13 protein-coding genes are annotated in these 13875 nt (G+C 59.0%); 1 reads left to right on the top strand and 12 read right to left on the bottom strand.

Features of this window, described 5'->3' with window-relative positions:
• Window positions 1-8: 8 nt before the first annotated feature.
• The 11 genes from LAB08_RS19710 to LAB08_RS19660 form a co-directional block, all read right to left on the bottom strand.
• The gene (locus LAB08_RS19710) at window positions 9-422 is read right to left on the bottom strand and encodes an NADH-quinone oxidoreductase subunit A (RefSeq protein WP_003223812.1); all 414 of its coding nucleotides are present in this window, start codon (window positions 420-422) and stop codon (window positions 9-11) included.
• Between the two features lie 635 nt (window positions 423-1057).
• Window positions 1058-2383: an isocitrate lyase gene (gene aceA, locus LAB08_RS19705; protein ID WP_096510123.1), complete on the bottom strand. Its 1326-nt coding sequence runs from the start codon at window positions 2381-2383 to the stop codon at window positions 1058-1060.
• 474 nt (window positions 2384-2857) lie between these two features.
• A complete protein-coding gene (locus LAB08_RS19700) occupies window positions 2858-3619 on the bottom strand; it encodes a secretin N-terminal domain-containing protein (RefSeq protein ID WP_096510124.1) in 762 nt (253 codons plus the stop codon).
• Window positions 3620-3877: 258 nt separating this feature from the next.
• On the bottom strand, window positions 3878-4303 hold the full coding sequence (locus LAB08_RS19695) for a GNAT family N-acetyltransferase (protein WP_096510125.1): 426 nt from the start codon (window positions 4301-4303) through the stop codon (window positions 3878-3880).
• Window positions 4296-5465 carry a ribosomal protein uL16 3-hydroxylase gene (locus LAB08_RS19690; protein ID WP_096510126.1) on the bottom strand — a complete coding sequence of 390 codons (1170 nt, stop codon included), beginning with the start codon at window positions 5463-5465 and terminating at the stop codon, window positions 4296-4298. Before LAB08_RS19690 ends, LAB08_RS19695 begins: the two co-directional genes overlap by 8 nt.
• An 86-nt stretch (window positions 5466-5551) precedes the next feature.
• Window positions 5552-6922: an adenylosuccinate lyase gene (gene purB / locus LAB08_RS19685; protein WP_096510127.1), complete on the bottom strand. Its 1371-nt coding sequence runs from the start codon at window positions 6920-6922 to the stop codon at window positions 5552-5554.
• Between the two features lie 127 nt (window positions 6923-7049).
• Window positions 7050-7673 (bottom strand): high frequency lysogenization protein HflD, encoded by a 624-nt coding sequence (hflD, locus tag LAB08_RS19680; RefSeq protein ID WP_096510128.1) that lies wholly within the window; start codon window positions 7671-7673, stop codon window positions 7050-7052.
• Window positions 7670-8803 carry a tRNA 2-thiouridine(34) synthase MnmA gene (gene mnmA, locus LAB08_RS19675; protein WP_096510129.1) on the bottom strand — a complete coding sequence of 378 codons (1134 nt, stop codon included), beginning with the start codon at window positions 8801-8803 and terminating at the stop codon, window positions 7670-7672. The genes hflD and mnmA overlap by 4 nt, the downstream gene beginning before the upstream one ends.
• A 59-nt stretch (window positions 8804-8862) precedes the next feature.
• Window positions 8863-9309, bottom strand: coding sequence for an NUDIX hydrolase (locus LAB08_RS19670; protein ID WP_096510130.1), 447 nt, complete (start codon window positions 9307-9309; stop codon window positions 8863-8865).
• Window positions 9310-9482: 173 nt separating this feature from the next.
• Window positions 9483-11708 (bottom strand): NADP-dependent isocitrate dehydrogenase, encoded by a 2226-nt coding sequence (locus LAB08_RS19665; RefSeq protein WP_096510131.1) that lies wholly within the window; start codon window positions 11706-11708, stop codon window positions 9483-9485.
• A 350-nt stretch (window positions 11709-12058) separates the two neighbouring features.
• Window positions 12059-12226, bottom strand: a complete 168-nt coding sequence (locus LAB08_RS19660; protein ID WP_172901580.1) for a hypothetical protein — start codon at window positions 12224-12226, stop codon at window positions 12059-12061.
• Here LAB08_RS19660 and icd point away from each other — a divergent pair.
• Complete coding sequence (gene icd, locus LAB08_RS19655) at window positions 12225-13481, top strand: NADP-dependent isocitrate dehydrogenase (RefSeq protein WP_096510132.1); 1257 nt, start codon at window positions 12225-12227, stop codon at window positions 13479-13481. The two genes, LAB08_RS19660 and icd, sit on opposite strands and share 2 nt — an antisense overlap.
• Before the next feature lie 83 nt (window positions 13482-13564).
• Here icd and cspD read toward each other — a convergent pair whose 3' ends face one another.
• Window positions 13565-13834, bottom strand: a complete 270-nt coding sequence (cspD, locus tag LAB08_RS19650; RefSeq protein WP_096515287.1) for a cold shock domain-containing protein CspD — start codon at window positions 13832-13834, stop codon at window positions 13565-13567.
• Window positions 13835-13875 lie beyond the last annotated feature (41 nt).

Here is a 13875-nt window from a genome sequence, read left to right as displayed (position 1 = left end):
CCAAAGCCTCATTGTTTCAGCTTCGCTTGTCGCTTACGACGAGCTTCCGGAGCCCAGTCAAGGGCGCCCACTCGGAATAGGTAGACAAGGCCTGCCAACAGAATTGCTATGAAAACGAGAGCTTCGACGAATCCGGTCCAGCCGCTTTCGCGGACGGACACAGACCATGCAAAGAGAAAGAGGGCTTCGATATCGAAGATCACGAACAGCATCGCGACCAGATAGAATTTTGCCGAGAGCCGCAAGCGGGCGCCACCTGTAGGTAGCATGCCGGACTCGAACGGTTCGTTTTTGCTGCGGCCCCAGGCTTTTGACCCGAGGAGGCTGGAGACGCCGAGCATGAAGGCACAGAGGCCGACAACGCCCAGAAGGAAAATGGCAAAGCCCCAGTTGTGGGCCATGAGTCCTGTCGCTTCGGGCATGCTGGTAATCCTTAACAGAGAGCAAAGGTCTCTGAGCTTGAAAAGAAACAAAGCAGTGACGATATGTCGCAGCAATCAATCCCGCTGATTTTATGGCTAAACACCCGGCAAGTAAAATTCCTATAGCGAAATTATTTATAGGAATAAGGACATAGCGCAGGTCAAAAGCGCCGTAGGCCTTGCGTTGCGGGCATTAGCCGGCTTTTTGGGAATTATGTTTTGTAGGGAATGTAACGAACATAGTTGTGGCTAAATGATAATCAATATTGTTTGTGGTGATTTTTAAACTGTTTACTCGCTAGTGAGTTGGGGAGTTGTCTTATATGCGGGTTACTGCAAGTAGCGTGGGAGGTGGTTTTACCCTGTTTTCCTGATCGTGAAACTGCTCTGGATCAGAGTTTTTTGGATCACCATCGACCCCTGTGGGAGCGAGCCTGCTCGTGAAGGGGTGGCACATCCGGCATTCATTTTACTGACGCACTGCTTTCGCGAGCAGGCTCGCTCCCACAAGGGGTTGCGGTATGCGGTAAATCGCAGGCAAAAAAACGCCCCGAACCAGTCGGGGCGTCAGATGGGCAGCGTTGCGGTTAGCTTTCTATTCGTTCCGCAACGGCCGTTGTCTCAGGCGAAGCAGATCAGTGGAACTGTTCTTCTTCGGTCGAACCGGTCAGCGCGGTAACCGAGGACGAGCCACCCTGGATCACGGTGGTCATGTCGTCGAAGTAGCCGGTGCCCACTTCCTGCTGGTGAGCCACGAAGGTGTAACCCTTGGCGGCGTCGGCGAATTCCTGCTCTTGCAGCTTCACGTAGGCAGTCATGTCGTTGCGGGCGTAGTCGTGCGCCAGGTTGAACATGCTGTGCCACATGTTGTGAATGCCGGCCAGGGTGATGAACTGGTGCTTGTAGCCCATGGCGGACAGTTCGCGCTGGAACTTGGCGATGGTCGCGTCGTCCAGGTTTTTCTTCCAGTTGAAGGAAGGCGAGCAGTTGTACGACAGCAGTTGGTCCGGGTATTCCTTCTTGATCGCTTCGGCGAAGCGACGGGCTTCTTCCAGATCCGGCTTGGCGGTTTCGCACCAGATCAGGTCAGCGTACGGAGCGTAGGCCAGGCCGCGAGCGATGGCTTGATCCAGGCCAGCGCGAACCTTGTAGAAACCTTCCTGGGTACGTTCGCCAGTCACGAATGGCTGGTCGTACGGGTCGCAGTCGGAAGTCAGCAGGTCAGCCGCGTTGGCGTCGGTACGGGCCAGGATGATGGTCGGAGTACCGGCAACGTCGGCCGCCAGACGGGCAGCGGTCAGCTTCTGTACGGCTTCCTGGGTAGGAACCAGTACCTTGCCGCCCATGTGGCCGCATTTCTTCACGGAAGCCAGTTGGTCCTCGAAGTGAACGCCGGCGGCGCCTGCTTCGATCATGCTTTTCATCAGCTCGTAGGCGTTCAGTACGCCGCCGAAACCGGCTTCGGCGTCAGCAACGATCGGCGCGAAGTAGTCGATGTAGCCAGCGTCGCCCGGGTTCTTGCCGGCTTTCCACTGGATCTGGTCGGCACGACGGAATGCGTTGTTGATGCGCTTGACCACGGTTGGAACCGAGTCCACCGGGTACAGCGACTGGTCCGGGTACATCGATTCGGCGGAGTTGTTGTCCGCAGCCACTTGCCAGCCCGACAGGTAGATGGCCTGGATGCCGGCTTTGACTTGTTGTACTGCCTGGCCGCCGGTCAGGGCGCCCATGCAGTTGACGAAATCTTTCTCAGGACGGAAGGCTGGCTTGGCACCCTGGGTAACCAGGTTCCACAGCTTCTCGGCGCCCATTTTTGCAAAGGTGTGCTCAGGTTGAACCGAGCCACGCAGGCGGACGACGTCAGCAGCGGAGTAAGTGCGTGTCACGCCTTTCCAGCGCGGGTTTTCAGCCCAGTCTTTTTCGAGGGCTGCAATTTGCTGTTCGCGTGTCAGTGCCATGGGAGATAAACCTCGTCGCGTCTTTATGAAAAGTTGTTCTGCGGTGGAAAATTCCTGCGCTCGCTGACCAGAAGCTTAGGCGGTCAAGTCGGTTTCGGCGGGGATGGCGACGGGATGAACGATGGGCTCGAGGGGAAGTGAGCAGGTAAAGGCGGACTGCGGGCGCATTCGGGCATCGTGGGCCTTGGTACGAACATCAGTGTGGTGCCGGGTTACCTAAAAACGCTTCCGTCCCTCGGGACAACTTCGTTCCAGTCGACAACCTCGTCAAACACACCTTGTGGGCGGTACAGACACGAAGCGGTTCGCGGGGTAGGTGCGAACATCGCCTCGAAGGCCCTTGCCAGGGCCCCTGGTTAGCGGGAGCGAGGCCATCATGCCTTCGCTTTTTTGGCTCGTCAAACATTTTGTAGTGCTTTTTTTCAAGCACTACATCTTTGGTCTAATACGACCCGCCAGTCAGTATTCGGTGGCTTAGTCCAAAGTATCGACCTTTACTCGCAGCGTGATGTCGTTCCGGCTTTGGGTCGAATAACTGCGGGCCAGGCCCTGTTTATCGGCCTGTGTCTGGCCATTCACCCCGGCCAGCAGGATCCATTCGCCCAAGTGGCCGGTGATGGTTGTGTCGGTGCTTTGCACGTTCACTACATCGGGACGTTCCTGGCTCATGCGGTCACGGTTGGTACTGATCGACAGGCGCACGATCTCGCCAGTGACGGTGGCGGTCACATAAAACCCCTGGGTGACGTTGCGGTATTGGGTCTGGCTGCTGTAACCGCCATAGGAGTCACTCTGGCTGCTGGTGATCGGCACGCTCTGGCCGACCTGGATCAGTGCGGGCATCCCGTCGGTGGCCTGGATTTGTTGGATGCCGCCGTCACGACTGTCAGTGCTGCGGTTGATGATCCGGGTCTGGCTCGGTTTGACGCCATTCACGGTATAACCCTGGTCACCCTGAAAGTTGTTTTCATTGGTGTCGACGGTGATCAGCAGGCGTTTGGGGGCAGTGTCGAGTTGGGATAAAAGTGCTTTAAGTTCGTCGATCTTGCGCTGATCGGCATTGACGATGAGCTGACTGCCGTAGGCGCTGACCTGGCCTTCCTTGCCGATGAAGTCCTGGGCTACCGGCAGCATGTCGGCGCTGGTGTGATAGTTCAGCGGTACGATTTCGGTGGCCGCCATGACCGAAAAACTGCAGCTCACCAACAGGGTGGTGAGCAGGGTGCGTAGGGACATATCCGTTATCTCCGACTTCGTGGTTTATGTAGGAGCGAGCCTGCTCGCGATGGTCTTGAGAGCGCAGTGGAGTATCAGGTTTCCAGCGTTATCGTTTACGTTCATCGCGAGCAGGCTCGCTCCTACAGGTGCATGTGTTGATAGTGCCAGTTTGTCGGCTCGTATTGGCGCTAGTTGAATCCTAGACAGCAAAACGCCCCGGCATCCGAAAATGACGGGGCGTTTTGTGGTGTGTTTCACAGCCTGTTCGCGATTGGCTCAGGCCGAATGGCGCACCATGTCCACATGAGGAATCCCTGCCTCCAGGAACTCCTCACTGACCATGCTGAAACCCAGTCGCTCATAGAACGCCGTAGCCTGAACCTGGGCGCTGAGCATTTGCTGCTTGAGCCCGCGCTTCTCGGCTTCGTCAATCACTGCGTGCATCAGCGCATCGCCGACTTTCAACCCGCGCCAGTCCTTGAGTACCGACACCCGGCCGACGTGACCGTCGGGCAGCAGGCGTGCGGTGCCAACCGGAAAGTCGCCTTCGAGGGCGAGGAAATGCACTGCAGTGACGTCATCGGCATCCCATTCCAGTTCAGGTGGAACGGATTGCTCGGCGACGAACACCGCTTCACGAATGCGCCGGATCTCGGCGTTGTCCTTCTGCCAGTCTGCGACACGTACGTGAATCTTATTCATCGGCGAACCCCAGGCTACCTTGCTTGACCAGTTCGCACAGCAGGCCGCGGCCGTCTTCGTCGCTCAGCCATGGGCCGAGATTGTCGACGTGCAGGGCATCGGCGGCGCAAATCATTTTCAGCAGTTCGCGCAGTTTGCCCGGCAGATAACGGCTCTGGCCGCTGGCGAACAGCAGCAGGTCGTCATCCACTTCCGACCAGGCCAGGCGCGCGCTCGGGTTGCGGATCAGCACTGCGCCTTGCTCCAGTGCGCTGAGGACGTCGTCTTCCTCGAGGTCTTCCGGACCCACCACCAGTTCCGGGTAGCGCGGCTCGGTCATGAACTGGCCGAACCAGGTCAGCAGCAGGCGCTCGTCGCTCATGTGTTCGGCCAGCAGGCCTTTCAAGCGGTCGAGGGCGTCGTGCTGGATCTGATGCGGGTCGACCGCCGGCAGGGCGTCGGCGTCGGTGTAGCGCTCTTCGTCCGGCAGGAACTGGCTGAGGAAGTCGGTGAAGTGGGTCAGCACTTCAGCGGCGCTCGGCGCACGGAAACCCACGGAGTAGGTCAGGCAGTCATCGACGGCCACGCCACAGTGGGCCAGGCGCGGCGGCAGGTACAGCATGTCGCCCGGTTCCAGGACCCACTCGTCGGTCGCTTCGAAGTCGGCGAGGATGCGCAGGTCCGCATGTTGCAACAGCGGGCTTTCGGAGTCGCACATCTGGCCGATTTTCCAGTTGCGCTTGCCGTGGCCCTGCAGCAGGAACACGTCGTAGTTGTCGAAGTGCGGGCCGACACTGCCACCCGGGGCGGCGAAGCTGATCATCACGTCGTCGATGCGCCAGCTCGGCAGGAAGCGGAAGTGCTCCAGCAGTTCACTGACTTCCGGGACGAACTGATCGACGGCTTGAACCAGCAGGGTCCAGTCGCGTTCCGGCAATTTGCTGAACTCGTCCTCGGCAAACGGGCCGCGACGCAGTTCCCATGGGCGCTCGCCGTTCTCGATGATCAGGCGCGATTCGACTTCTTCTTCCAGCGCCAGGCCGGCCAGTTCGTCGGCATCGATCGGGCTTTCGAAATCAGGAATCGCCTGACGGATCAGCAGCGGTTTTTTCTGCCAGTAGTCGCGCAGGAATTCCCGTGCCGTGATGCCGCCCAAAAGTTGAAGAGGAATGTCAGGATTCATGTGTAACCTATTGAAAAAAATTACTTTTCATACGGGAATAAAAACGCCCGGCGCGGCCGGGCGTCTTAAAAGGGTCAAGCGGTCGATCAGATGCGTTTGGCTTGCTCTACAGCGTTACCGATGTAGTTCGCCGGGGTGAGCAATTTCAGCTCGGCCTTGGCGGCGGCAGGCATTTCCAGGCCGTCGATGAAAGTCTGCAGCGCTTCTGGGCTGATGCCCTTGCCGCGGGTCAGTTCTTTGAGTTTTTCGTACGGGTTCTCGATGTTGTAGCGGCGCATCACGGTCTGGATCGGCTCGGCCAGCACTTCCCAGCAGGCGTCCAGATCGGCAGCAATTTTTTCCGCGTTGAGTTCGAGCTTGCTGATGCCTTTGAGGCTCGCTTCGTACGCGATCACGCTGTGGGCGAAGCCGACGCCGAGGTTGCGCAGAACGGTGGAGTCGGTCAGGTCGCGCTGCCAGCGGGAGATCGGCAGCTTGCTCGCCAGGTGCTGGAACAGTGCATTGGCGATGCCCAGGTTGCCTTCGGAGTTTTCGAAGTCGATCGGGTTGACCTTGTGCGGCATGGTCGACGAACCGATTTCGCCAGCGATGGTGCGCTGCTTGAAATAGCCCAGGGAGATGTAGCCCCAGATGTCGCGGTCGAAGTCGATCAGGATGGTGTTGAAGCGTGCGATCGCATCGAACAGCTCGGCGATGTAGTCGTGCGGTTCGATCTGCGTGGTGTACGGGTTGAAGCCCAGGCCCAGCTCGTCTTCGATGAAGGCGCGGGCGTTGGCTTCCCAGTCGATCTCAGGGTAGGCCGACAGGTGGGCGTTGTAGTTGCCGACAGCGCCGTTGATCTTGCCCAGCAGCGGAACGGCGGCGACCTGAGCAATCTGGCGCTCCAGGCGGTACACCACGTTCGCCAGCTCTTTGCCCAGGGTGGTCGGCGAAGCCGGTTGACCGTGGGTACGCGACAGCATTGGCACGTCGGCGAAGCGGATGGCCAGTTCGCGGATGGCTTCGGCAGTCTGGCGCATCAGCGGCAGCATCACGTCATCACGGCCTTCGCGCAGCATCAGGGCGTGGGACAGGTTGTTGATGTCTTCGCTGGTGCAGGCAAAGTGGATGAATTCGCTGACCTTGGCCAGTTCCGGCAGCTTGGCCGCTTGCTCTTTGAGCAGGTATTCGATGGCCTTGACGTCGTGGTTGGTGGTGCGCTCGATCTCTTTGACGCGCTCGGCGTGCTCCAGGGAGAAGTTTTCCGCCAGGGTATTGAGCACAGCGTTGGCTTCGGCGGAGAACGCCGGTACTTCGCTGATGGCAGGGTGAGCGGCCAGGCGCTGGAGCCAGCGCACTTCAACCAGAACGCGGGCACGGATCAGGCCGTACTCGCTGAAAATTGGGCGCAGGGCCTGGGTTTTGCCGGCGTAGCGGCCGTCAACAGGGGAAACCGCAGTGAGCGAAGAGAGCTGCATGGGGTGTTCTCGGACAGTCGGGCAACGAAATGGGGCGCGTATCATACATGAAAAAATCCGCGGGTCCGTTGCCAACTGACCAGCGTATTACGCGTTACTGACTACAAATCGGTGTTGCCGGTGCGCTTCAGCTGCTGCGCATCAGCGGGTAAAGCTCTTTGAGCAATTTGCGGCGGCTGACCACCAGTTGCCAGCGATGACCGCCCAATTGCCGCCACAACCGTGCCGAACGAATACCGGCGAGCAACAGGGCGCGGATTTTCGAGGCATTGCTCGGTTGCTGCAGGTTACGCATGTCGCCGTGGACCTGGATGCGCTGGCGCAGGGTGCTCAGGGTGTCCTGGTACAGCGCACCGCAGGCGGCGATCACGTTTTCGTGAGCCGGGCCGAAGTGCTCGACCTGGGACTGGATCTGCGGCAGGCGTTTGCCGATGATGTCCAGCATGTCGTTGCGCTTTGCCAGCTGACGCTCGAGGCCAAGCATGGCCAGCGCATAGCGCAGCGGTTCGCGCTGCAGGGCGCTCGGGTCGCGTTCCAGGGCGCCGATCAAGGCACGATAACCTTCGCGCAGATTGATGTCGTCGCCGCCGTACACCTCCAGGGTGTCCTTGGGGTCGCGGATCAGCAGGCTGCCGAGCATGCAGATCAGGCCGGCTTCGTTGGTCTGGCCGGTCTTGGCGATCTTGTCCACCAGCACGGCGGCGAGGAATACGCCGCCCAGTGCCGTCAGTTGCTCCTGAGTCGGGCTCATCGGGCCTGGCCTTTGCTAGTCCATGGTTCTGCAACTTCGATAACACCGCCGCCGAGGCAGATTTCACCGTCGTAGAACACCACGGACTGGCCCGGCGTGACCGCGCGTTGCGGGTCTTCGAAGGTGGCGCGGTAGCCGGTGGCGGTTTTTTCCAGGGTGCAGGGCTGGTCGCTCTGGCGATAGCGGACCTTGGCGGTCAGCTTGCGTGGCTGGCTCAGGTCGATCGGGTTGACCCAATAGATGTCGGAAGCGAGCAGGGCGCGGGAGAACAGCCACGGGTGATCGTTGCCCTGGCCGACAATCAGTTCATTGTGCTCCAGGTCCTTGATCAGTACGTACCACGGCTCTTCGCCGGCGTCTTTCAAGCCGCCGATGCCGAGGCCCTGGCGCTGGCCGATGGTGTGGTACATCAGGCCGTGGTGCCGGCCGATGACTTCGCCTTCGGTGGTTTTGATTTCGCCCGGTTGCGCCGGCAGGTATTGCTTGAGGAAATCGCTGAAACGGCGCTCGCCGATAAAGCAGATCCCGGTGGAATCCTTTTTCTTCGCGGTCGCCAGTTCGTACTTCTCGGCAATTGCACGCACCTGGGGTTTTTCCAGTTCGCCGACCGGGAACAGGGTCTTGGCGATCTGTTCGCCACCGACCGCGTGCAGGAAGTAGCTCTGGTCCTTGTTCGGGTCCAGGCCCTTGAGCAGTTCGGTACGGCCATCGATATCGCGGCGACGCACATAGTGACCGGTGGCGATCAGGTCGGCGCCGAGCATCATGGCGTAGTCGAGGAACGCCTTGAACTTGATCTCGCGGTTGCACAGGATGTCCGGGTTCGGCGTGCGGCCGGCCTTGTATTCGGCCAGGAAGTGCTCGAACACGTTGTCCCAGTACTCGGCGGCGAAGTTGGCGGTGTGCAGCTTGATGCCGATCTTGTCGCACACAGCCTGGGCGTCCGCGAGGTCATCCATGGCGGTGCAGTATTCGGTTCCATCGTCCTCTTCCCAGTTCTTCATGAACAGGCCTTCCACTTCATAGCCTTGCTCGATCAGCAGGAGAGCGGAAACGGAAGAGTCCACGCCGCCGGACATGCCGACAATGACGCGCTTCTTTTGTGTATCAGAAGGGGCTGGATCACGCATAGGGATTCAATGAGTGTCTTGAAAAAGGACGCGATTCTAACAGGCTCAAGCCCGCAAGGCTAAAGAGAAGGACGGATCAGTTCGAGACCGAAGTGTTGGCGGTCCAGATAGTCGTCGATGCAACGGATGATCAGCTCACTACGCCAGTTGTCGCGCTGTGCCATTAATTCCTCACGGGTCAGCCACTTGGCGCCGACGATGCCGTCGTCCAGTTGATAATCGGGGTGGTGTTTCAGTGCTTTGGCGATGAAGCACACCCGTTGGTAGGTTACGCCGTTGCTCGGCGCGGTATAGAGATAAATGCCCAGCACGCCAGTCGGCTCGACATCCCAGCCGGTTTCCTCGAGGGTTTCGCGCACGGCGGCTTCGGTCAGGGTTTCGTCCGGGTCCAGGTGGCCGGCGGGCTGATTGAGCACCGTTCGTCCATGCTTGAGTTCTTCGACCATCAGGAAGCGACCATTGTCTTCGACGATGGTGGCGACGGTGATGTGGGGTTGCCATTCCATGAATTTGCCTCGAATCATTGTAGGAGCAAAGCTTGCTCGCGATGGTATCACTGCGGTGTATCTGGAATACCGCGGTGCCTGCATCGCGAGCAAGCTTTGCTCCTACAGGATGTTGGCGTGTCAGAAACAGAAACCCCGGCACGAGGCCGGGGTTTCTTTACATCGTTACAGCCTTACACCAGCGCAGCAATCGCCGCGTTGAGCGTGGCGCTCGGGCGCATGGCCTTGCTGATCAGGTCGGCGTCGGCGTGGTAGTAACCGCCGATGTCCACTGGCTTGCCCTGAACGGCGTTGAGCTCGGCAACGATGGTCGCTTCATTCTCGGTCAGGGTTTTGGCCAGGGTCGCGAACTGCGCTTGCAGTGCAGTGTCTTCAGTCTGGGCGGCCAGGGCCTGGGCCCAGTACAGCGCCAGGTAGAAGTGGCTGCCGCGGTTGTCGATGTTGCCGACTTTGCGCGATGGCGACTTGTTGTTGTCCAGGAACAGGCCGGTGGCCTGGTCCAGGGTCTTGGACAGTACCAGGGCTTTCGGGTTGTTGTAGTTCACACCCAGATGCTCAAGGGAAGCGGCCAGGGCCAGGAACTCGCCCAGGGAATCCCAGCGCAGGAAGTTCTCTTCCAGCAGCTGTTGAACGTGCTTCGGTGCCGAACCGCCAGCGCCGGTTTCGAACAGGCCACCGCCGTTCATCAGCGGGACGATCGACAGCATCTTGGCGCTGGTGCCCAGTTCCATGATCGGGAACAGGTCGGTCAGGTAGTCGCGCAGTACGTTACCGGTCACCGAAATGGTGTCCTTGCCTTCGCGAGTGCGTTGCAGGGTGAACTTCATTGCGTCGACCGGCGCCATGATCTGGATGTCCAGACCGGCAGTGTCGTGATCCTTCAGGTAGGCCTGAACTTTCTCGATCACTACGCCGTCGTGAGCGCGCATCGGGTCCAGCCAGAAAATCGCCGGAGTGGCGCTGGCGCGGGCACGGTTGACGGCCAGTTTGACCCAGTCCTGGATCGGCGCGTCCTTGGTCTGGCACATGCGGAAGATGTCGCCGGCTTCAACAGCCTGTTCCATCAGCAGGGTGCCTTTGCTGTCGGTCACGCGAACCACGCCGTCGACCTTGATCTGGAAGGTCTTGTCGTGGGAGCCGTACTCTTCGGCTTTTTTCGCCATCAGGCCAACGTTCGGCACGCTGCCCATGGTGGTCGGATCGAAAGCGCCATTGGCTTTGCAATCTTCGATCACGGCCTGGTAGATGGTGGCGTAGCAACGATCCGGGATCACGGCCTTGGTGTCGTGCAGCTGGCCGTCGGTGCCCCACATTTTGCCGGAGTCACGGATCATGGCTGGCATCGAGGCGTCGACGATGACGTCGCTCGGCACGTGCAGGTTGGTGATGCCCTTGTCGGAGTTGACCATTGCCAGCGATGGACGAACGGCGTACACCGCCTGAATGTCGGCTTCGATGGCCGCTTGTTGCTCGGCCGGCAGGGCCTTGATGCGAGCGTACAGGTCGCCGATGCCGTTGTTCAGGTTGAAGCCGATCTGTGCCAGCACGTCAGCGTGCTTGGCCAGTGCGTCTTTATAGAACTCGGCAACGATCTGGCCGAACATGATCGGGTCGGAGACCTTCATCATGGTGGCCTTGAGGTGAACCGACAGCAGCACGCCCTGTTGCTTGGCGCTTTCGATTTCAGCGGCGATGAAGGCGCGCAGAGCGTTCTTGCTCATCACGGCGCAATCGAGGATCTCGCCAGCCTGAACGCTGGTTTTTTCTTTCAGGACGGTGCGGGTGCCGTCTTGCGCGATCAGTTCGATCTTCACGGCGTCAGCGGCGTCGATCAGGGCGGCTTTTTCGCTGCCGTAGAAATCGCCGGTGCTCATGTGCGCAACGTGAGACTTGGAGTCCGCAGCCCAGGCGCCCATTTTGTGCGGGTGCTTGCGTGCGTAGTTCTTGACCGAGAGCGGGGCGCGACGGTCGGAGTTGCCTTCGCGCAGGACCGGGTTCACGGCGCTGCCCTTGATCTTGTCGTAACGGGCCTTGGCTTCTTTGTCGGCGTCGCTGGTCACGGTTTCCGGGTAGTCCGGCAGGTTGTAACCCTGGGCTTGCAGTTCCTTGATCGCGGCTTGCAGCTGCGGAACCGAGGCGCTGATGTTCGGCAGCTTGATGATGTTGGCTTCAGGCGTAACGGCCAGGTCGCCCAGTTCGGCGAGGTGGTCGGCTACGGCTTTGTCGCCCAGTTGCTCGGGGAAGCTGGCCAGGATGCGCCCTGCAAGAGAGATATCGCGGGTTTCAACGGCGATATCAGCGGAGGCGGTGAAGGCCTCTACGATAGGCAACAGTGAATAGGTGGCGAGGGCTGGGGCTTCGTCGGTGAAGGTATAGATGATCTTCGAGCGGTTGGGCATATTCGGATTAACTCTCTCTTCTTTGCTAAAGCGTGCGCAGAAACTCGAGGGGCGCCGGGTAAGCGCGTTCGTTCAAAGTCATCCATGAGCCGAATTTCGAGGTTTCTTCGCGGTGATGTTGGGTGCATCAGTAGAGCGTCAAGCAGTCGGGCTGCGGTAACAGTCCGGCTATGGGCGGAAAGTCTCGGCTACATTTGGGTAGCAAGGAGAGGTCGGCCTTCGTGACCCTTTGGTCAGCGGGCGGCATTATACATAGGTAGCTGGCAATCTGCCGATGGTTCAAGTGAATCGATTCTCGTCCATTGGTCTAAAGGTCGCAGGGAGCGTTGAAGGAAATTAGCGGCGCAGGGTCATTCGTCGTGCTTGGGTTTGGCGTTTTTCCCTTTGCTTTCAGGCTTGTAGCTCAGCGGTTGTGCGGCTTTGCGGCAGATCGATGGAACATAGGGTTTGCGCGCCGATTTAACTGGGTTACGCTCGAACCAAGCCAGATGTTCAATCCAATCAATGGAGTTCAGCATGGGTTACAAGAAGATTCAGGTTCCAGCCGTCGGCGAAAAAATCACCGTCAACGCCGACCATTCTCTCAATGTTCCTGATAATCCGATCATTCCGTTCATTGAAGGCGACGGCATTGGCGTCGACGTCAGCCCCGTAATGATCAAAGTGGTTGATGCTGCCGTGGAAAAGGCCTATGGGGGCAAGCGCAAGATTTCCTGGATGGAAGTCTATGCCGGTGAGAAAGCCACCCAGGTCTACGACCAGGACACCTGGCTGCCCCAGGAAACCCTGGATGCCGTGAAAGATTACGTCGTCTCCATCAAGGGGCCGCTGACCACGCCGGTCGGTGGCGGTATCCGCTCGCTCAACGTTGCCCTGCGCCAGCAACTCGATCTGTATGTGTGCCTGCGGCCGGTGGTGTGGTTCGAAGGTGTGCCCAGCCCGGTGAAAAAGCCTGGCGACGTCGACATGGTGATCTTCCGCGAGAACTCCGAAGACATCTATGCCGGTATCGAATGGAAGGCCGGCTCCCCTGAAGCCACCAAAGTCATCAAGTTCCTGAAAGAAGAAATGGGCGTCACCAAGATCCGTTTCGACCAGGACTGTGGTATCGGCATCAAGCCTGTTTCGAAAGAAGGCACCAAGCGTCTGGTGCGCAAGGCCCTGCAATACGTAGTGGACAACGACCGCAAGTCGCTGACCATCGTGCACAAGGGCAACATCATGAAGTTCACCGAAGGTGCCTTCAAGGACTGGGGTTATGAGGTGGCGAAGGAAGAGTTCGGTGCCGAGCTGCTCGACGGCGGCCCATGGATGAAGTTCAAGAATCCGAAAACCGGTCGCGAAGTCATCGTCAAGGACGCCATTGCCGATGCCATGCTTCAGCAGATCCTGCTGCGTCCAGCCGAATACGACGTGATCGCCACGCTCAACCTCAATGGTGACTACCTCTCCGACGCCCTGGCGGCGGAAGTGGGCGGCATCGGTATCGCGCCAGGCGCCAACCTGTCCGACACCGTGGCCATGTTCGAAGCCACCCACGGTACGGCGCCGAAGTATGCCGGCAAGGATCAGGTCAATCCGGGGTCCGTGATTCTTTCGGCCGAGATGATGTTGCGTCATCTGGGCTGGACCGAGGCGGCGGACCTGATCATCAAGGGCACCAACGGTGCAATCAAGGCCAAGACCGTGACCTATGACTTCGAACGTCTGATGGAAGGCGCCACCCTGGTTTCGTCTTCCGGGTTCGGTGAGGCGTTGATCAAGCACATGTAAGCGAACGACAGACGTATAAAAACCGCCCGATTCAAATGATTGAGTCGGGCGGTTTTTTTATGACTGGATGATAGGTGGAGCAGTTAACTCAGGGCGGTGTCTTGAGCACTGGCGGGCGTCGCAATGGCGGCCGGGTCAGCATTCTTGACGGCTGCGTCATTGATATCGACCGCATGCAGTCCCTTGGGCCCTTGAATGATGTTGAAGGTCACGGCCTGGCCGGCCTTCAGGGTTTTATAACCGTCCATTTTGATGGCTGAGTAGTGGGCAAACAGATCTTCTGTCTTGCCGTCCTCATTGATGAAACCGTAACCCTTGGCATTGTTGAACCATTTCACCTTGCCGAACGCCATGCTCATATCCCTCTGCAACAGACTCCATCACTGGAGTATCA

This window comes from Pseudomonas izuensis (genome assembly GCF_002356535.2).
GTDB lineage: Bacteria > Pseudomonadota > Gammaproteobacteria > Pseudomonadales > Pseudomonadaceae > Aquipseudomonas > Aquipseudomonas izuensis.
The sequence above is the reverse complement of the archived record's forward strand: the minus strand, read 5'-3'. Positions and strand labels throughout refer to the sequence as shown.